Source organism: Roseococcus pinisoli, from assembly GCF_018413645.1.
GTDB classification, from domain to species: domain Bacteria; phylum Pseudomonadota; class Alphaproteobacteria; order Acetobacterales; family Acetobacteraceae; genus Roseococcus; species Roseococcus pinisoli.
The window spans coordinates 440,175-458,824 of the sequence record NZ_JAHCDA010000004.1; the positions used below are offsets into that span (position 1 = coordinate 440,175).

The window sequence follows — 18,650 nt, forward strand, 5'->3', positions numbered from 1 at the left end:
TGCCCGACATGCGCCCCAGGGCGCCGGGGAAAGGTGAAGAACGTCGCATGGTGCTGGTCCTTTCCGTCATCCGCTGTCCCGATCAGGCCGTGCCCGAGCAGCGGCGCGTGCCGGGCGGCGAATACGTCATGGGGCGCGGCGCAGAATGCGACTGGCCGCTGCGCGATCCCGAGCGGGTGCTCTCCAAGCGCCATTGCGCCGTCGAATATCTGTCGGGCGCCTGGCAGGTCCGCGACCTCTCGACCAACGGCACCTTTCTGAACAGCGGCGCCGAGCCCGTGGGGCGTGACCAGGTGCGCGTGCTGCGCGACGGGGACCGGCTTCGCCTCGGCGCCTATGAGATCGAGTGCCATGTGGAGGAGGAGGCCGGCTATGGCGAAGGCCGCTGGCAGTCGGCGGCTGCCGTGCCGGACCCCATGGCGCCTGCGCCGGCCCCGGTCTCGGACATCTTCTCAGCCCCCCTGCCGGGGCTCTCTCCGGGCGACAGCAACCCCTCCGGCCATTCGCCGCTTCTTCCCTCCGACTTCGACCCCTTCGCGGCCGACGATCACGGCCCCGTGATGCCCGACCACCGGCCGAGCACGAACGACGTCTTCACGCCGCCGCGCGCCACCATGCCGGACCTGCTGCCGAACGACTGGAACGCGCCCACCGCGCCGCGCCCCTCCGCGCCCTCGGCGGATCCTTTCGCGAGCCTGCCGGATCCCTTCGCCGACGCCCCGCCGGGCGCCGCCGCTCGGCCCGCAGCACCTTTCTCGCCGCCGCCGGTGGCCCCGACTTCGCTGGGCGACCCCTTCGCCGATCTGGCGCCCCAGGCCGCGCCGCTTCCTGCCGCGCCACAGCCTGATCCCTTTGCGATAAACCCCGCCTTGCCCCCTCTGGCCTCGCCGCCCCTGGGCGACCCCTTCGCCGATCTCTCGCCGCAGGGCCTGCCGCCTCACCCCGTCGTGGCGCAGCCCGATCCCTTCGCGGCGCCACCGGCCTCCTCCTCCCTCGGCGATCCTTTCGCCGACCTCGCGCCGCAGGCCGCGCCTCTGCATCCCACAGCGGCGCCGGATCCCTTCGCGGCACCGCCCGCTTCGCCATTCCCTGACCATGGCTTTGCCGAGCAGGTACCGCCTCCCCTGCCGCAGCCCGATCCCTTCGCGGAACCTCACCTGCCCGCGTCCCGCGCGCCGGAGCCCGTCGCCTTCGCCGAACCGCCCCCGGCGCCGGCGGCGATCCCCGCGGATCCCTTCCTCGAGGCGCCGCCGCCGGCCTCCACGGTCACGGTCGCGGTCAACGCGCCTTCGCCGGCCGTGGCCGCTGCGCCGGGCGGCGACCTGCACGCGGCCGCCGCGCTGCTGTTCCAGGCGGCCGGCCTGCCGCCGCCGCCGCCGAACCTCGACCCGGCCGCCGCGCTCAGCACCGCCGGCCTCGTCCTGCGGGCGGCCGTCGCCGGCATGCGCGCCCTGCTCATCGCCCGGGCCGACGTGAAGCGCGAGTTCCGCATCGAGCAGACCATGCTCCGCGCCGCCGGCAACAACCCGGTGAAGTTCGCCGCCGATGACGATGCGGCGGTCCAGGCGCTGCTGACGGCCCCGCGCCACGCGGCGGGCGCCATCCGCGAGACCGTGCAGGACCTGACGGCGCATCAGCTCGCCACCCTCGCGGCCACGCAAGCGGCGGCCAAGGCCCTGCTCACGCGCCTCTCCCCCGCCCCGCTGGAGGGCGAGATCACCAGCGGCGGCCTGCTGCCGGGCGGGCGCGAGAAGAAGCTCTGGGAAGCCTATAAGCGCCTGCACCATCAGGTCACCGACCAGTTCGAGGATGACTTCGACAGCGCCTTCGGCAAGGCCTTCGCCCGCGCCTATGAAGAGGCCGCGCGCGGCGGTTCTTGACCAGCATCTGAACCCATCGGGGCCAGCACTTTCAGGGCCAGCATTTTCGAGGAACGTCACGCGGCATGGCTTGGAACGACAAGGTTGTCTGGCAGGAGGGCATGTTCCTCCGCGCGCAGCACTACCAGCAGCAGGACCGCTATTTCGAACACCTGCTCCAGGCACGCAGCGCGCCGCTGCGCCCGCATCCCTGGGGCGTGACCGAGATCGCGCTGGACCGCGACCTGCTGGGCGCCGGGAAATTCGCGCTGTCCAACATCGCCGGCGTGCTGGAGGACGGCACGCCCTTCGCCATCCCCGGCACGGCCGACCAGCCCGCGCCGCTCGACCTGGTGGAAGGCACGCGCAACCAGATCGTCTACCTGGCCCTGCCCGTCCGCCAGCCCGGCAGCCCGGAAGTCACCGCCACCGACGGGCCCGAGGGCGCGGCCGCGCGCTACGGCCTGCGCGCCTTCGAGGCCTATGACACACATTCCGACGCGACGCTGCCGGCCGAGCTCGCCGTCGGCCGCCCGCGCCTGCGCTACATGCTGGAAAGCGAGGAGCGCGCGGGCTTCACCTGCCTCGGCCTCGCCCGCATCGTCGAGGTCCAGGCCGATCGCCGCGTTGTCGTCGACGACCGCTTCATCCCACCCTGCCTGCGCGTCTCGGCCGTGCCGCCGCTCTCCAATGTGCTGGGCGAGCTCGTCGGCATGCTGGGCCAGCGCGCCGAAGCGCTGGGCGCGCGGCTCTCGCAACCCGGCGCGCGCGGCGTGGCCGAGGTGGCCGACTTCCTGTTGCTGCAGACGGTAAACCGCTGCCTGCCGCTGCTGGCGCATTACGCCGATGCCGGCAACGTGCATCCCGAGACGCTCTACTCCACGCTGGTGCAGATCGCGGGTGAGCTCGCGACCTTCACGGCGCCGGACAAGAAGGCCACCACCTACCCGGCCTATCGCCATGACGACCTTCAGCGCAGCTTCGCGCCGGTCATCGCCGACCTGCGCCGCAGCCTTTCCGCCGTGCTCGAGACCAATGCCGTCGAGATCCCGCTGCAGGAGCGCAGCCACGGCGTGCGCGTGGGCCCGATCCTCGACCGGAACCTGCTGCGTGCCGGCCAGTTCGTGATGACGGTGATGTCCGACATCCCGGGCGAGACCATCCGCCGGCAATTCCCCAACCAGGTGAAGATCGGCGCCGTGGAGCATATCCGCGAGCTGGTGAACGTGGCGCTGCCCGGCATTATCGTGCGCCCGCTGCCGGTCGCGCCGCGGCAGATCCCCTTCCATGCCGGCGCCGTCTATTTCGAGCTCGATCGCGGCTCGCCGCATTGGCAGCAGATGCAGACGAGCGGCGGCTTCGCGATCCACGTCTCGGGCGACTTCCCCAATCTGCGCCTCAGCCTCTGGGCGATCCGCGCATGAGGCCCGACGCGCTGTCCGCGGGACCCGGGCATCAGGCGCGGACCCGCCCGGGCAGCGCGTCAGGCAGACAGGCAAGCCGGCATGACGCCGGCAGGCCGCAAACTTCAGGACCAACGGGGCCGGCATGAGCGACAATCCCTTCGGCGAACCCGACGACAATGACCGCACCGTCGTAGGACGCGTGCCGCAACGCCCGGTGGCCAGCGCCGCCCCGGCCACATCGCCGCCGCGCCCGGCGCCTGTTGCCGCGGGCGGGGGCGCCGCGCCGCGACTGGCCGGCGAGGCCGAGGCACTGCCCAAGGTCGGCCCCGGGCCGCTGGCCGCGGCCGCCTCGCCGCTGCTGCAGATCCTGGCACGGCTGGCCAATGCCGGCGTGGCCGGCCAGCCCCCGGTCGAGGAGCTGCGCGAGCGCGCGCTCCGGGCCCTGCGCGCCTTCGAGGCCGATGCCCGCGACACCGGCGCGACGGCCGAGGAAATCCGCGCCGCGCATTACGTGATCTCCGCCGCGCTGGACGACGTGGTGCTCGGCACCCCCTGGGGCGCGCAGTCCGCCTGGGCGCAGAAGTCGCTGGTCTCGACCTTCCACCAGGAAGTCCGCTCGGGCGAGCGCGTCTTCGACCTGCTGACCGGCATGCAGAAGGATCCCGGCCGCTACAAGGGCGCGCTGGAGATCACCTACCTGGCCCTCTCGCTCGGCCTGCAGGGCAAGTACCGGCTGATGCCGCGCGGCGCGGCCGAGCTCGATCGCGTGCGCGAGGGGCTTTACCAGCTCCTGCAGCAGCTGCGCGGCAATTACGAGCGAGAGCTGTCCCCGCATTGGCGGGGCGTCGACGCGCCGCATCGCGGCCAGAGCCGCAACGTGCCGGCCTGGGTGGCCTTCGCCCTTGCCTTGGCCCTGCTCGGCGGCGGCTGGTACTACATCTCCGACAAGCTGGGCGCGCAGGCCGAAGGCCTCTATGAGCGCATGGCCGCGCTGCCGCCCGGCGCGCTTCCTTCCATCGACCGCACGGCGCCGCCGGTGCCCCCCGCGCCCCCGCCACCTCCGCCGCCCACCGCCACCCCGGCGCCCGACGCGCTGCCGACGCTGCGCCAGTTCCTGGCGCCCGAGATCGCGCAGGGCCTCGTCACCGTGGAGGGCGACGCGCAGCGCATCCTGGTCCGCATCCGCGGGCGCGGCATGTTCCCCTCGGCCTCCTCCACGGTGGCCGCGAGCTTCCACGACCTGCTGCGCCGCATCGGCGAGGCGCTGAAGATCGAGCCCGGCCGCGTGCTGGTGCAGGGCCATTCGGACAACCAGCCCATCCGCACGGTGCGCTTCCCCTCCAACTTTGCGCTGTCGCTGGCACGCGCGCAGGAGGCGGCGAACCTCATCATCGCGGCCAACGGCACGCCCGCCCGCTTCACCGTCGAGGGCAAGGCCGATGCCGAACCGCTCGCCCCCAACAACACGGCCGAAGGCCGCGAGCAGAACCGCCGCATCGAGGTGATCCTGCTGCGAGGGAACCGCTGAGATGCGCAGCCTTGTCACCATCCCCGCGCTCGGCGCGCTGGCCGGCGTCCTGCTGCTCGACGTCGTCATCTGGCTCTTCTCCCCGCTGCTCGGCGAGGCCTTCGACGCGATCTGGCTGCGCGCGATCCTGGTCGCGATCCCGGTCCTCATCTGGTTCCTCGCCTTTCTCCTGATCGGCCGCCGGCGCGAGAGCCGCGACGCCGGCCTCGTCGAGGCCGCCGCCGCGCCCGACCCGCAGGCGAAGAAGGACGAAGCCGCCGCCGAGGAGGAGGCCGAGCTCCGGGCCAAGCTCACCGACGCGCTCGCCAAGCTGAAGACGGCGACGGGCGGCAAGGGCACCTATCTCTACGACCTGCCCTGGTACGCCATCATCGGCCCGCCGGGCTCCGGCAAGACAACCGCGCTGCTCAATTCCGGCCTCGAGTTCCCGCTGGCCGAAGGCCGCGTCGCCGGCGTCGGCGGCACGCGCTTCTGCGACTGGTGGCTGACCGAGCGCGCCGTGATGATCGACACGGCCGGCCGCTACACGACGCAGGACAGCGATGCCGGCGCCGACAAGGCCGGCTGGGAGCGCTTCCTCGACCTGCTGAAGAAGAACCGCCCGCGCCAGCCGCTGAACGGCGTGCTGGTGGCCTTCGGCGTCGACATGCTCTCGCGCCTCGATGCAAGCCAGCGCGAGGCGCATGCGCGCAGCGTCCGCCGCCGCATCAAGGAGCTGGAGACGCGGCTCGGCCAGCGCCTGCCGGTCTATTTCGTCGTCACCAAGTCGGATCTTCTGCCGGGCTTCATCGAATTCTTCGACGATCTCGACAAGACGACGCGCGAGCAGGTCTGGGGCTTCACCTTCCCCGTCGGCAACACGCCGGAAGGCGCGGTGACGCAGTTCGGCCAGGAGTTCTCGGCGCTTTCCGAGCGGCTGATGACCCGCCTCATCGAGCGGCTGCAGACCGAGCGCGGGCCGCAGCAGCGCGCGCTGATCGCGGGCTTCCCGACGCAGCTCGCCTCGCTGGAGAATGCGCTCAGGGAATTCGCACAGGCGGCCTTCGGCGGCTCCAAGCTCGATCCCGCGCCCTTCCTGCGCGGCGTCTACTTCACCTCCGGCACGCAGGAAGGCACGCCGCTCGACCGGCTGGCCGGCGCGCTCTCGCGCTCCTTCGGCCTCGATCCGAGCCGGCCTGCCGCCATCATGGGCCAGAAGGGCCGCGCTTACTTTCTCTCGAAGCTGCTCAAGGATGTCGTGTTCAACGAGGCGCGGCTCGCGGCCAATGACCGTGGCCTCGAATCACGCCGCCGCATCATCCAGATCGGTTCCTGGGCGGCCGCGCTGCTGCTCGTCCTGGGCGGCGGCGCCCTGGGCTGGTCGGCGATGAATGCCGAGGGCGGCCGGGGCGAGCGCCTGGCCACGGCCGTGGGCTCCGCCGAGCAGGCCGGTGCCGCCGCGCCGCTCGACCGCGTGCGCAGCTCCGACCTCGCCCCCGTCCTCGCCTATCTCGAGGCCAACAAGGCCCTGCCGGCGGCCGCCGCCGGCAATGGCGCGCCCTTCGGCCTCAGCCAGGAGCAAATGCTCCAATCCGGGGCCGAGAGCGCCTATGGGCGCGCGCTGAACCGCGTGCTGCTGCCGCGCCTCCTCGCCCGGACGGAACAGCAGATCCGCGAAGGCATCCAGCGCCCTGACTACCTCTACGAGGCCGTGCGCGTGTACCTCATGCTCGGCAAGCAGGGGCCGATGGACCGCACGCTGGTCCGGGAGTGGTTCGCGCTCGACTGGCAGTCCGCCTTCCCGGGTGCCGTGAACCAGCCGGGCCGCGACGCGCTCGGCCATCACCTTGATGCGCTGCTGGCCGGCGCGCTCGCCACCTATCCGCTGGACGGCGCGCTGGTCGATCAGGCGCGGCGCGTCTTCTCGCGCCTGCCCATGGCCCAGCGCGTCTATGCGCGGCTGCGCACCTTGGCCGACAACACGCCCGGCTGGGCGCCTGCCTCGGCGCTCGGCGCTGCCGGGCAGCGCTACTTCGTCCGCCCCAGCGGCCGCCCCCTGACCGAGGGCGTGCCGGGTGTCTTCACCGTGGACGGGCTCTATCGCAGCGTGCTGCCGCGCCTGCCGCAGGCGGCGCTCGAAGCCGCCAGCGAATCCTGGGTGCTGGGCCCGGACGCCGCGCAGGCAGCGGGTGATCCCCGCCGGCTGGAGGCCGATGTGCTCGCCCTCTACGCCGCCGACTACATGCGCGCCTGGGAGGCCCTGCTGCAGGATCTCGTGCTGCCGCCGGTGGTGGGCCTGAACGCCTCCGCGGAGGCGCTGAACCTGCTCGGCGCGCCCAATTCGCCGATGAAGGATCTGCTGCGCAGCATCGCGCGGCAGCTCTCCCCGGGCACTGCGCCGGAAGCGCCCGCGGCCGCCGGTGCTGCGGCGCAGGCCGCCGCGGCGGCTACGGGCGCGGCGGGTGCCGCCGCCAGCCGCGTCGCGGCGGCCGTCGGCACCCAGCTCGGCAGCGGCGCCGCGCCGGTCGCCGAGGTGGTGGAACGCCGCTTCGAAGCGCTGCGCGAGGCGGCCGGCCAGCCGCTGGACGGCGTGCTCGCCATCCTGAACGACCTCTATGTCCAGGTCGCGCGCCTCGCCAATTCGCCTCCCGGCACGGTGATGCCGCCGAGCGTGGGGCTCGATCCCGGCCAGCGCCTCCTGGCCGAGGCGCAGCGCCAACCCGAGCCGCTGCGCGCCTGGATGACCGCGCTGGCCCAGGCCACCGGCCGCGCGCGCGCCGGCGGTGCCCAGGCGGCCATCGCCGCCGCTGCCGGTGGTGGTGGTGGCGGGGGCGGCGGTGGTGGCGGCGGGGGAGGCAGCAGCCTCGTCGGCCTCTGCCGCGGCATCGAGGCCCAGTTCCCCTTCCGACGCCAGCCGAACGCCCCCGACATGCCGGTGGACGACTTCATCCGCCTCTTCGCGCCCGGCGGCACCTTCGACACCTTCTTCGCGCAGTATCTGCGCCCCTATGTCGACGTGACGCAGCGCCCCTGGCGCCCGGTCGCGACGGACGGGCTGCCGCCGCCCATCTCCGCCTCGGACCTGATGCAGTTCCAGCGCGCGCAGGCGATCCGCGATGCCTTCTTCCCTGCCGGCGTCGCGAACGGGTTCCGCTTCCAGATCGTGCCGAACGGCCTCTCGGCCGGGACGACGAGCGCGACGCTGGAGGCCTCGGGCGCGCGCATCTCCCTGCCCGCGGGCGGCGGCGGCCGACCGATCGACCTGCAATTCCCAGCGCTGCAGCCGATCACGCTGACCTTCGACCCGGCCTCCAGCCGCGGCGACCTCGCCTATGACGGCGCCTGGGCGACGCTGAAGCTCGTCTTCCTGCATCGCCTCGTGGCGACGCCGCAGCCCGACCGTTTCCGGCTGACCGTGACCTATGGCGACCGCTCGGCGGAGTTCAACCTCCAGGCCGCCAGCCGCATCAACCCCTTCGCGCTGCGGGAAATGACCGACTTCCGCTGCCCGACCTTCGTGCCGCCGCAGAACTGACCATGGAGGAGAGGCACACCGGACTGTTCGGCAAGCTCCCCGCCCATGGGGACTTTGTCCGGCGCGCCCTGCCGCGCAGCTTCGTGGCCCCCTGGGATGCCTGGGTGAGCGAAGGCATCGCCGCGGCCCGCGAAAGGCTCGGCGACGAATGGGAGACCGCCTGGGCCGAGGCGCCCGTCTGGCGGTTCCGGCTGGCGCCCGGCGCCTGCGGGCCGGACGCGGCCTATGGGGTTCTCGTCACCTCGGCCGACACGGTGGGGCGGTGCTTTCCCCTCACCCTCGCCGCAGTCCTCCCCATAGTGGGCCAGGCCCCGCCCGAGGCCTGGTACGATGCCCTGGAGGCCGCGGCCCTCGACGGCCGCGCCGGCAGCCTGGACGCCGACCAGCTGGCCGCCAGCCTCCCCGAGCCGCCGCCCGACGAGGATCCGGACGGCACGCTGGACGGGCGCAGCCTCTTCTGGTCGGCGACACAGCCTTCGCGCGCCATGCCATCACCGGCCGATTTCCTGCTCCTGCTGGAGCGTCACGAGGCGGAGCAGCCCCGGATATGAGCGCGACCCTGACCTCCAGCGCCGCCACGCATCCGGGCGCAGTCCGAACGCGCAACGAGGACAACCTCGTGGACCGGCCCGATATCGGGCTCTGGGCCGTCGCGGATGGCGCCGGCGGCCATGGTTCGGGCGACGTGGCGAGTGCGGCGATCGCCGAGGCACTCTCCTCCATCCCGCCCGGCATGAGCGCCGCGGAAATGCTCGCCCAGGTGCGGCTGCGGCTGGACGGGGTGCATGCGCAGCTCCAGGCCAAGGCGGAGGCCCGGGGCACCGGCGGCGTGATCGCCTCCACGATCGTGGTTCTGCTCGCCCGCGGTCAGCACTTCGCAGCGCTCTGGGCAGGCGACAGCCGCATCTACCTGATGCGCGACGGCCAGCTCCTGCGCCTCACCCGCGACCACAGCCTGGTGCAGGAGCTCGTCGATGCGGGCGAAATCCAGGCCGCCGATGCCGAGGCGCATCCCAAGGCCAATGTCATCACCCGGGCCGTGGGCGCGGGCGAGGCGCTGATCCTCGACAAGGTGGCCGACCGGATCCAGCCCGGCGATCGCTACATGCTCTGCAGCGATGGGGTGTTTAAGGAATTGTCCGAGGAGCGCATCGCGACGCTGCTCGCGCGCGGCGCGCAGGCCAACGATCTCGTCCGCCTGGCCGTCGAGGCTGGCGGGCGCGACAATGTCAGCGTCGTGGTGGTCCAAGCCTAGAGGCCGGTGAAGCGCCCTTCACAGGGCGCCCGGGCCATCTGTCAGATCAGAAACTCGCTCTTGTCCCGGCCCTCGGCCTCGAGGGCAGCCAGCCAGTTCGGCATGCGGCCGCGGCCGGTCCATTCGTCGCCGTTCGGGCCACGGTACTTCGGGACCACCTTCTTCCCGGCATCCGAGCGCTGGCCGCGGGGCTTCTCCGCGGCGGCCTCGCCGATCAGCTGCTGGACGGACAGGCCCAGGCGCCCGGCCTTCTGGCGGAACTCCTCCAGCAGGGCAACGCGGCCCGCGGTCACCATGTGCTCGCGGGCCTTTTCGATGGCCTCCGAAAGCCGCCCGAGCTCCTCCATGGACAAAGCCGGGAGAGCGGCGATCAGCGTGTCGAGTTTGCCATCATTATCGGCCATCAAAAGTACCTTCGAAGGAAAGGAAGCGGCGGGGATGGGCCCGGATCGGCCACAGCCCGTACCGCATATGTCAACAATCCTCGAGGAGCAAGCAACGTCTTGAAACGACCGCGCGCCGCGATCCTTTCGGATGCGGCGCGCCATGGCCTTATTGGTCGAGCGAAGGGTGCGAAAACGCACCCTTCGTGCCATCGCTTTACGACAGGACGGACTTGCCGATGTCGTAAACGACGTGGCCCGTTGTCGTGGCGGCGAACTTGTCGTCGATGCTCAGGTACTCGCTGTCGATCTTCGCGAAGTTCAGGCTCAGGCTCTCCGAGGGGCGGTCGCCGCCCGAGGAGATGCTGTAGCCGGAGATCAGCGTGTCGGTCAGGATGTACTTCTGGAAGGCAACGTGCTTGCCGTTGTTGTCCGTCTGCGTCAGCTCGATCTTGACCTCGACCGCCTTGCCGCCGATCGCTTCCTTGAAGATCAGGGGCGAGGCCTTGTCCATCGTCTTGGTCAGCGTGATCTCGCTCACCGACGGGGCCGAGGCTTCGCGCTTGGAGCCACCGCCGACGCCCATGGAAATGCCGCGGCCGACGCCGAACTGGAAGCTCGAGATCTCGATCCAGTCCTTGTGGGTGACCTGGGTCGTCTCGCCCTTGACCGCACCGTACTTCAGGAAAATGGCCATGTTCTCTTCTCTCCGTTGCCGCGCGCTAAGCCGATCCGAGCGCCGCGGCGGCGCCTTGGTCGGTTTGAACTGGCGGCGAGCCCATCTCGCCACCTGGCAGGAACCCGCTTCCCCGGCCCACTCCGTGGTACCGATGCTTGCGGAAGCCTGAAACCCACCGTCGCAGCCTCACGCGAACCACCCCCGGCTGCAACGGCATATTCTTCGCGTTTGTCGCGTCGCCTCAGACTTACGCCAGCGCGTAGCTGAAGGCTCCATCCTCGGTCAGGCCGACGCTCACCTTGCCGATGGGCTGGCCTTCCGAGAGGCGCTCCAGCACTCGGGCAGAGAGCTCCGGCAGAAGCGTGCGATTGAGGATGTTCTCGATGTTGCGCGCACCGCTCTCCACCTCGCGGCAGCGCTCCACGATCGCCTCGACGACGGTGGGATCCACCTCGAAGGAAGCGTCGTAGGATTCGCGCACGCGCTTGCCGATGCTGCGCAGCTTGAGGCCGATGATCTGCTTCAGCACGTGGTCCGCCAGCGGATAGTAGATCACCACGTTGCAGCGGCCGAGGAAGGCCGGCTTGAAGGACTTCAGCAGATCCGGCCGCAGCGCCTCCGCCAGCGCCTCGGGCTCGGGCGAGGTCTCGGGATCGGCGCAGAGCTTGGCGATGGTGTCCGTGCCCGCGTTCGACGTCATGATGATGACGCAGTTCTTGAAGTCGATGTCGCGGCCTTCGCCGTCCTTCATGTTCCCCTTGTCGAAGACCTGGTAGAACACGTCCTGGACGCCGGGATGCGCCTTCTCCATCTCGTCGAGCAGGATCACCGAATAGGGCCGCCGGCGCACCGCCTCGGTGAGCACGCCGCCCTCGCCGTAGCCGACGTAGCCGGGCGGGCTGCCCATCAGCGTCGCGACCTTATGCTCTTCCTTGAACTCGCTCATGTTGATGACGGTGAGGTTCTGCTCGCCGCCATAGAGCAGGTCCGCCACCGCCAGCGCCGTCTCGGTCTTACCGACGCCCGAGGTGCCGGCCATCATGAAGACGCCGATCGGCTTGCGCGGATCGGCGAGGCCGGCGCGGTTGGTGCGGATCGCCTGCGCGATGGCCGCGAGCGCATGGCTCTGGCCGACGACCCGCTCCTCCAGCTTCTCCTGGAGCTGCATGACGGCCTTGATCTCGTCGCCGGCCATGCGGCCCAGGGGGATGCCGGTCCAGGTCGCGACGACCTCGGCAACGGCCTGGCCGTCCACCACCGGATGCACCAGCGGCTCCTCACCCTGCAGCGCGCGGAGGTCGGCCGTGGCCTTGCCCAGCTCGGCGAGGGCCGCGACCGTGTCCTGGCCCTCCGCCGGATTCTCCAGCTTCTCGCGCAGCTCGCGGATCTGCGTGACGAAGGTCTTCTCCTGCTCCCAGCGCTCCTTCAGCGCGGCGAGCTCGGCCTCGACCTCTGCCTGCTCGATGACGAGCGCACCCGTGCGCTTGTCGTGATCGCCGCCCGTCGCGGCCTCGCGGCCGAGTGCCGACAGCTCCGTCGCGATGAGGGCGAGGCGGCGCGTGCGGTCCTCGATCGGCGCGGGGATCGCGGCCTGACTCATCGACACGCGCGCGCAGGCGGTGTCGAGCAGCGAGACGCCCTTGTCGGGCAGCTGGCGCGCGGGGATGTAGCGGGCGGAGAGACGCACCGTCTCGGTCACCGCCTCGTCGAGGATGCGCACGCCGTGATGCTTCTCCAGCGTGGCGACGAGGCCGCGCAGCATGGCATTGGCCAGCGGCAGCGTCGGCTCCTCGACCTTCACGACCTGGAAGCGGCGGGTGAGCGCGGCGTCCTTCTCGAAGTACTTCTTGTACTCGGCCCAGGTGGTGGCCGCCACGCAGCGCATCTCACCGCGCGCAAGCGCGGGCTTCAGCAGGTTGGCCGCATCGTTCTGGCCGGCCTGGCCGCCGGCGCCGATCAGCGTATGCGCCTCGTCGATGAACATGATGACGGGCTGCGGCGAGGACTTTGCCGCGTCGATCACGCCCTTCAGGCGGTTCTCGAACTCGCCCTTCATGCCCGCACCGGCCTGCAGCATGCCAAGGTCGAGCGACATCAGCTTCACCTTCGCGAGAGCTTCCGGCACATCGCCCGACGCGATGCGCAGCGCGAGGCCCTCGACCACGGCCGTCTTGCCGACGCCGGCCTCGCCCGTGAGGATCGGGTTGTTCTGGCGACGGCGCGTCAGGATGTCGATCATCTGCCGGATCTCGGCATCACGGCCGAGAATCGGGTCGATCTTGCCGGCCTTGGCCTGCGCGGTGAGGTCCGTGCAGAACTGGTCGAGCGGGCCGCCGGAGCGCGGGGTGCCCTCGGCCGGCGCGCCGCTGGCGCCCGGAGGCGCAGCGATGGAGGCCTGCGCCTCCTCCTCGCTGCCCTTGGTGAGCGCGTCGAGGTTCTTGCGCAGCGCATCGGTCGGGATGTTGAGCAGCGTCGGCGCGCTGTCCTTCACCGTGCGGGCCAGCGTCTCGTCGCTGATCAGCGCGGCCAGCATGTGGCCGGTGCGGATCTTGCCCTGGTTCGCTTCGAGGCTCGCGATCATCCAGGCTTCGCGCAGCCAGGTCACGATGTCGGGGGAGAGGCCGGGCGCGCGGGCATTGCCCGTCCGCATCTTGTCGAGCGCGCGGGTGAGCTCGGAGAGGACGCGACCGACATCGATGCCGGCCTGCTTGAGGATCATCGAGACGTCGGATCCCGGTGTCTCGATCAGTTTCATGAGGAGATGCTCGATCTCCACATTATAGTGAGTGCGGGAGAGCGTGAGCCCGGCCGCGGATTCAAGCTGCCGGCGGCCCAGCTCCGTCATGCGGGCCACCAGGGACTTCAAGTCGATCGCTACCATGGAACAGCCGTCTCCCTCGCCGCGCGTGCGACGTACCCTGCCAAGATGGGCGCGAAGCTAGGGTTCGTCCTCGCCGCCTGTCCAGGGAAGAACCGACGGTTCCGCCGCCCCGCGACACACACGCGACACAACTGGGGAAGACAGCCTGCTAGCCGAGTGTTCCATGTCCGATTCTTCGTGCTCTATTCTGCCGTGGCGACGCCCGGCCGGCGCGCGCATGGGCAATAGGGGTTTCGGATGGTCGACGACGTCGTGGATGTGGCTGCGCTCGTGGAGCCGCTCGGCAACGGCGATGGCGCCGGAGAGGATCTTCGCCAGGACTATTCCCCGTCATCCATTTACCAGAAGCTGCGCGACGCCCGCGCCGAGGCCCGTGCCGAGGAGCGCGCGCGGGACAGCGATGGCGAGGGCGACGCCGGCCCCGCAGAAGGCTGGCGCGAGGTCCGCCGCCTCGCCGTCGAGGCGCTGAGCGGCAGTTCCAAGGATTTCGAGATCGCCGCCTGGCTGACCGAGGCGCTGGTCCGGCAGGAGGGGCTGGCCGGCCTCGCGGCCGGTGCCCGCGTGCTGGCCGGCCTGCTGGAGCAGCATTGGGATGCCGGCCACCCCCAGCCGGACGAGGACGGGCTGGAAGGCCGGTCGGCGCCGCTGGGCGGCCTCGCCGGCGGCGATACCGACGGCACCGTGATGCAGGCGCTGCGCCGCGCGCCGCTCTTCCGCCGCCCCTCCGGCGAGGGCTTCAGCATCTATCAGTATGAGGCCTCGATCGACACGGCCGGCATCGCGGACGAGACCCGCCGCGAGCAGCGCTTCTCCCAGGGCGTCATCGCGCTGGAGACGGTCGAGACGGAGGCGAAGTTCGATCGGGCGGGCCTGCGAGCCACCGTCGCCCTCGCCAACGAGACCCGTGCCGCCTGGCAGCTCTTCCAGGACCAGATCGACGCGCGATTCGGCTATGACGCGCCGTCGACGCGCCGCGTGGCCGAGGTGCTCGAGCGCATGGCGGAGGCCGCGACCCTGCTCGGGGGTGCGGCGGAGGCGTCGCCTGAGGCGGCCTTCGTCGGCGAGGTCGCCGGCAGCGGCGAGACGGCGGCACCGGGCGCGGTGGCCACCGCGGGCGGTGGCGGCGTCGGCATGGTGATGCCCACCGCCTTCAACGTCGCCGGCCGCGAGCAGGCGCTGAAGGCGCTCGAGCAGCTGGCCGAGTTCTTCCAGAAGACGGAGCCGCAGTCCTTCCTGGCCTATACCCTGAACGACGCCGTTCGCCGCGGCCGGATGACCCTGCCCGAGCTCCTGGCGGAGGTCATGCAGGACGAAAGCGCCCGCACCGGGATGCTCATGGCCCTTGGCATCCGGCCGGAATCCATGGAGCCTTCCGAGTACTGATCACGCCCCAGGTGTAGTTTTGTCGCGTGTGTCTCGCGCCCCTGCGAGCCCCCCATGCGCGTCATTGACGCCCTCATTTCCAGTGGCATAGGCTCCGGCCAGGCGAGACCCGGGGCCGGGTCACATGCTCTGCGTTCTCGACAACCGGATGGCGGCGCCGTGGCGCCGGGGGAGATGCCATGGCCAGCGTTCATGACAAACTGAATCGCGTGCGCAAGCCGCGCGTGCACATCACCTATGAGGTCGAGACCGAGGGCGCCGCCATCGAGCGCGAGCTGCCTTTCATCGTCGGCGTCATGGGTGACTTCGCGGGCGACCCGACCGAGCCGCTGAAGCCGCTGGCCGAGCGCAAGTTCACGCAGATCGACCGCGACAACTTCAACGACGTCATGGCGCGTATCGCGCCGGGCCTCAACATGAAGGTCGAGAACACGCTCGCCGGCGACGGCAGCGAGATGGGCGTGAACCTGAAGTTCCGCCACATGGACGATTTCGAGCCGGCCAAGGTCGCCGAGCAGGTGCCCGCGCTCAAGGCGCTGCTGGACACCCGCTCCAAGCTGCGCGACCTCATGAGCAAGGTCGACAACTCCGAGAAGCTTGAGGAACTGCTGGACGAGGTCCTGCAGGACGAGGCGAAGCTGAAGCAGCTGTCCGACCAGCTCGGCCTCGGCCAGGCGGAGGGCTGAGCGCATGAGCGGCACGCAGACCCAGCCCGGCGCGGCCGGCACCACCACCACGGAAGAAGGCGGCGCCTCCTTCCTCGACCAGGTCATCGGCGCGACCCGCCAGACCGAGAAGGACCGCGCGCAGGACCTCATCAAGGCCCTGACCGAGGAAGCGCTGAAGGGCACCGTCACCTACAGCAAGAACCTCACGCAGACCTTCAACCGCGCCATCGCGGAAATCGACGCGAAGCTCTCCGCACAGCTGAACGCGATCATCCATAACCCGAAGTTCACGAAACTCGAGGGCTCGTGGCGCGGCCTCAACCATCTCGTGATGAACAGCGAGACGGGTTCGAGCCTCAAGATCCGGATGCTGCAGGCCTCCAAGCGTGAGCTCAACCGCGACCTGACGCGCGCCGTCGAGTTCGACCAGAGCGGCCTGTTCAAGAAGATCTACGAGAACGAGTTCGGCACGCCCGGCGGCGAGCCCTACGGCGCCCTGATCGGCGACTACGAGTGGACCAACCACCCGGACGACGTCGAGACGCTGCGCCTCATGTCCAACGTCGCGGCGGCGGGCTTCGCGCCCTTCGTCTCGGCCGCCGGCCCGGGCATGTTCGGCTTCTCCGACTACCGCGAGCTCTCCAAGCCGCGCGACCTCACGAAGATCTTCGAGACGCAGGAATACGCCAAGTGGCGCTCCTTCCGCGACAGCGAGGACAGCCGCTTCGTGACCCTGGTGCTGCCGCGCGTCATCGCCCGCCTGCCCTATGGCGCGAACACCAAGCCGATCGACGAGTTCGCCTATGAGGAGGCGCCCTTCAACGCCGACGGCACCGCCCGGGCGATGGAGCATAACGACTACTGCTGGATGAACGCGGCCTACGTCCATGCCACGCGCATGACCGACGCCTTCGCCCAGTACGGCTGGTGCACCGCGATCCGCGGCGCCGAGGGCGGCGGCAAGGTGACCAACCTGCCGACTCACGTCTTCACCTCGGATGACGGCGACGCGGACACCAAGTGCCCGACCGAGATCGGCATCACCGATCGCCGCGAGGCCGAGCTGTCCAACAACGGCTTCCTGCCGCTCTGCCACTACAAGAACACCGACTACTCGGTCTTCTTCGGCGCGCAGACCACGCAGAAGCCGAAGAAGTACGACCGGCCGGAAGCCACGGCGAACGCGGCGATCTCCTCGCGCCTGCCGTACATCATGGCGACCAGCCGCTTCGCGCACTTCCTCAAGGTGATGGCGCGCGACAAGATCGGCTCCTTCATGGAGGCGTCGGACTGCGAACAGTGGCTGAACCGCTGGATCCAGAACTACGTGAACCCGATCGAGGGCGCCGGCCAGGAAAGCCGCGCGAAGTACCCGCTGCGCGAGGCGCGCGTCGAAGTGAAGGAAATCCCGGGCAAGCCCGGCTCCTACAACGCCGTCGCCTATATGCGTCCGTGGCTGCAGATGGAGGAGCTCAGCACCTCCATGCGCATGGTCGCGCGCATCCCGCAGAAGGCCTGATCAGGCGGGAAAGGGGCGAGACATGGCGGGGCTTGGCGCCATCTCGCCCGAAACACGAGTTGCCGATGCGGGTCTCCGCTCGGCAGCCCTTGCGGGGCGACACTTCTCCGCAGGGGCACCGGCGGCCGAAATGGCCGCCTTCCTCACCGAAAGCGATCCCGGCACCATCCTGCGCAGCTGGATGGGCCGAGAGCGCCTGCGCGCCATCGCCACTTCCGGAAAGAGCCGCAAGGCCATCCTGGAGGAAGCGCTGGACCGCGATATCGCGGCCCTCGATGCCGCCATCTCCCGCCAGCTTGACGCCGTCCTGCACCAGCCCCGGCTGAAGCGGCTCGAAGGCTCGTGGCGCGGCCTGCAATGGCTCGTCGAAGGCTTCGTGCAGGACCGCCTGGTGAAGGTCCGTCTCCTCACCGCCCGTTGGCAGGAGCTCGCGCGGGACCTGGAGCGCGCGGCCGAGTTCGACCAGTCGGCCCTCTTCCGCCTCGTCTACGAGGACGAGTTCGGCTCGCCCGGCGGCGAGCCCTACGGCATGCTGGCCGCCGATTTCGAGATCCGCCCCGGCCCTGGGCCCGGCCATCCGGTGGACGATGTGCGCGTGCTCGATCAGCTCGCCGCCGTGGGGGCCGCCGCCTTCTGCCCGATCGTGATGCCGGCCTCCCCCGCGCTGGTCGGGCTCGATTCCTGGCACGACCTCAGCACCACCACCTCGATCGCGGACATCCTCCGCGCGCCCGAGCGCACGCGCTGGCGCAGCCTGGCCACGCGCGACGACACGCGCTTCCTCGCCCTGGTCCTGCCGCGCACGCTCGGCCGCCCGGCCTGGCGCGATCAGGGCAACCGCGCCGATCGCTTCCGCTATCGCGAGAAGGCAGGCGCGCCGGACGAACGGGTCTGGACCACGCCGGTCTACGCCTTCGCCTCCGTCGCCGCCCGCGCCTTCGCCCGCTACCGCTGGCCCGCCGAGATCCGCGGCACGGAGCCGGGCTGGGACGCGCAGGGCGGCGTGGTCGAGAGCCTGGTGCATGAGCGTTTCCGCGCCGATCCGCCGGGCCCGCCGCCCCGCCCGCCGCTCGAGGTCGCGCTCACCGACGACCAGGAGCGCGAGGCCGCCGATGGCGGCATGATCGCCTTCTGCGGTCTCGAATCCCTGCCGGAAGCCTCCTTCGGCGCGGTGCCCAGCCTGCACAAGCCGCCGCGCATGACCACGCAGGTGGCCGATGCGAACCAGCGCATCTCTGCCCAGATCAACAGCGTGCTCTGCGTCTCGCGCTTCGCGCATATCGTGAAGCTGATGGGCCGCGACATGGTGGGCAGCTTCATGGCGGCGGACGAGGTCGAGCTCCGCCTGCAGCAATGGCTGAACAAGCATGTCACCGGCCTCGCGGGCGGGAGCGAGGCCGCGGCCCGCTATCCCCTGCGGGATGCGCGCGTCGAAGTCCGGGACCGGCCGGGACGGCCGGGCTCCTACGGCTGCACCATTCATCTGCAGCCGCATTATCAGCTGGACGAGGTGGGTGCCTCCTTCCGGCTCGTGACAGACCTCGCCGCGCCCCGCGCGGCCTGACAGCAAAGGGA

The 18,650-nt window shown here is 70.7% G+C and carries 13 protein-coding genes; 10 read left to right on the plus strand and 3 right to left on the minus strand.

The features are described from left to right. Nucleotides 1–47 precede the first annotated feature (47 nt). The 6 genes from tagH to KHU32_RS20440 all read left to right on the plus strand — a co-directional run bounded on the left by tagH (nt 48) and on the right by KHU32_RS20440 (nt 9,562). Nucleotides 48–1,880: a type VI secretion system-associated FHA domain protein TagH gene (gene tagH, locus KHU32_RS20415; protein ID WP_213672004.1), complete on the plus strand. Its 1,833-nt coding sequence runs from the start codon at nt 48–50 to the stop codon at nt 1,878–1,880. Nucleotides 1,881–1,945: 65 nt separating this feature from the next. Then, on the plus strand, nt 1,946–3,283 hold the full coding sequence (gene tssK, locus KHU32_RS20420; protein ID WP_213672005.1) for a type VI secretion system baseplate subunit TssK: 1,338 nt from the start codon (nt 1,946–1,948) through the stop codon (nt 3,281–3,283). Nucleotides 3,284–3,407: 124 nt separating this feature from the next. Then, the gene (gene tssL / locus KHU32_RS20425; RefSeq protein ID WP_213672006.1) at nt 3,408–4,793 is read left to right on the plus strand and encodes a type VI secretion system protein TssL, long form; all 1,386 of its coding nucleotides are present in this window, start codon (nt 3,408–3,410) and stop codon (nt 4,791–4,793) included. Between the two features lies 1 nt (nt 4,794). After that, a complete protein-coding gene (gene tssM, locus KHU32_RS20430) occupies nt 4,795–8,307 on the plus strand; it encodes a type VI secretion system membrane subunit TssM (protein ID WP_213672007.1) in 3,513 nt (1,170 codons plus the stop codon). Between the two features lie 2 nt (nt 8,308–8,309). After that, complete coding sequence (gene tagF, locus KHU32_RS20435; RefSeq protein ID WP_213672008.1) at nt 8,310–8,858, plus strand: type VI secretion system-associated protein TagF; 549 nt, start codon at nt 8,310–8,312, stop codon at nt 8,856–8,858. Next, nucleotides 8,855–9,562 carry a PP2C family protein-serine/threonine phosphatase gene (locus KHU32_RS20440; protein WP_213672009.1) on the plus strand — a complete coding sequence of 236 codons (708 nt, stop codon included), beginning with the start codon at nt 8,855–8,857 and terminating at the stop codon, nt 9,560–9,562. The genes tagF and KHU32_RS20440 overlap by 4 nt, the downstream gene beginning before the upstream one ends. Nucleotides 9,563–9,603: 41 nt before the next feature. Here KHU32_RS20440 and KHU32_RS20445 read toward each other — a convergent pair whose 3' ends face one another. The 3 genes from KHU32_RS20445 to tssH form a co-directional block, all read right to left on the minus strand. Beyond that, on the minus strand, nt 9,604–9,966 hold the full coding sequence (locus KHU32_RS20445; protein ID WP_213672010.1) for an H-NS histone family protein: 363 nt from the start codon (nt 9,964–9,966) through the stop codon (nt 9,604–9,606). A gap of 196 nt (nt 9,967–10,162) precedes the next feature. Further along, entirely contained in the window at nt 10,163–10,642 is a 480-nt protein-coding gene (locus KHU32_RS20450; RefSeq protein ID WP_213672011.1) for an Hcp family type VI secretion system effector, read from the minus strand. 229 nt (nt 10,643–10,871) lie between these two features. Further along, entirely contained in the window at nt 10,872–13,505 is a 2,634-nt protein-coding gene (gene tssH / locus KHU32_RS20455) for a type VI secretion system ATPase TssH (RefSeq protein ID WP_213672012.1), read from the minus strand. 237 nt (nt 13,506–13,742) lie between these two features. Between tssH and tssA the strand changes: the two genes are divergently transcribed. The 4 genes from tssA to tssC (KHU32_RS20475) all read left to right on the plus strand — a co-directional run bounded on the left by tssA (nt 13,743) and on the right by tssC (KHU32_RS20475) (nt 18,639). After that, nucleotides 13,743–14,888 carry a type VI secretion system protein TssA gene (gene tssA, locus KHU32_RS20460; protein ID WP_213672013.1) on the plus strand — a complete coding sequence of 382 codons (1,146 nt, stop codon included), beginning with the start codon at nt 13,743–13,745 and terminating at the stop codon, nt 14,886–14,888. Between the two features lie 179 nt (nt 14,889–15,067). Then, nucleotides 15,068–15,574 carry a type VI secretion system contractile sheath small subunit gene (gene tssB / locus KHU32_RS20465; protein WP_213672014.1) on the plus strand — a complete coding sequence of 169 codons (507 nt, stop codon included), beginning with the start codon at nt 15,068–15,070 and terminating at the stop codon, nt 15,572–15,574. A 4-nt stretch (nt 15,575–15,578) separates the two neighbouring features. After that, on the plus strand, nt 15,579–17,075 hold the full coding sequence (gene tssC / locus KHU32_RS20470; RefSeq protein ID WP_213672015.1) for a type VI secretion system contractile sheath large subunit: 1,497 nt from the start codon (nt 15,579–15,581) through the stop codon (nt 17,073–17,075). 130 nt (nt 17,076–17,205) lie between these two features. Beyond that, nucleotides 17,206–18,639, plus strand: coding sequence for a type VI secretion system contractile sheath large subunit (gene tssC, locus KHU32_RS20475; RefSeq protein WP_213672016.1), 1,434 nt, complete (start codon nt 17,206–17,208; stop codon nt 18,637–18,639). The last annotated feature ends 11 nt before the right edge of the window (nt 18,640–18,650 follow it).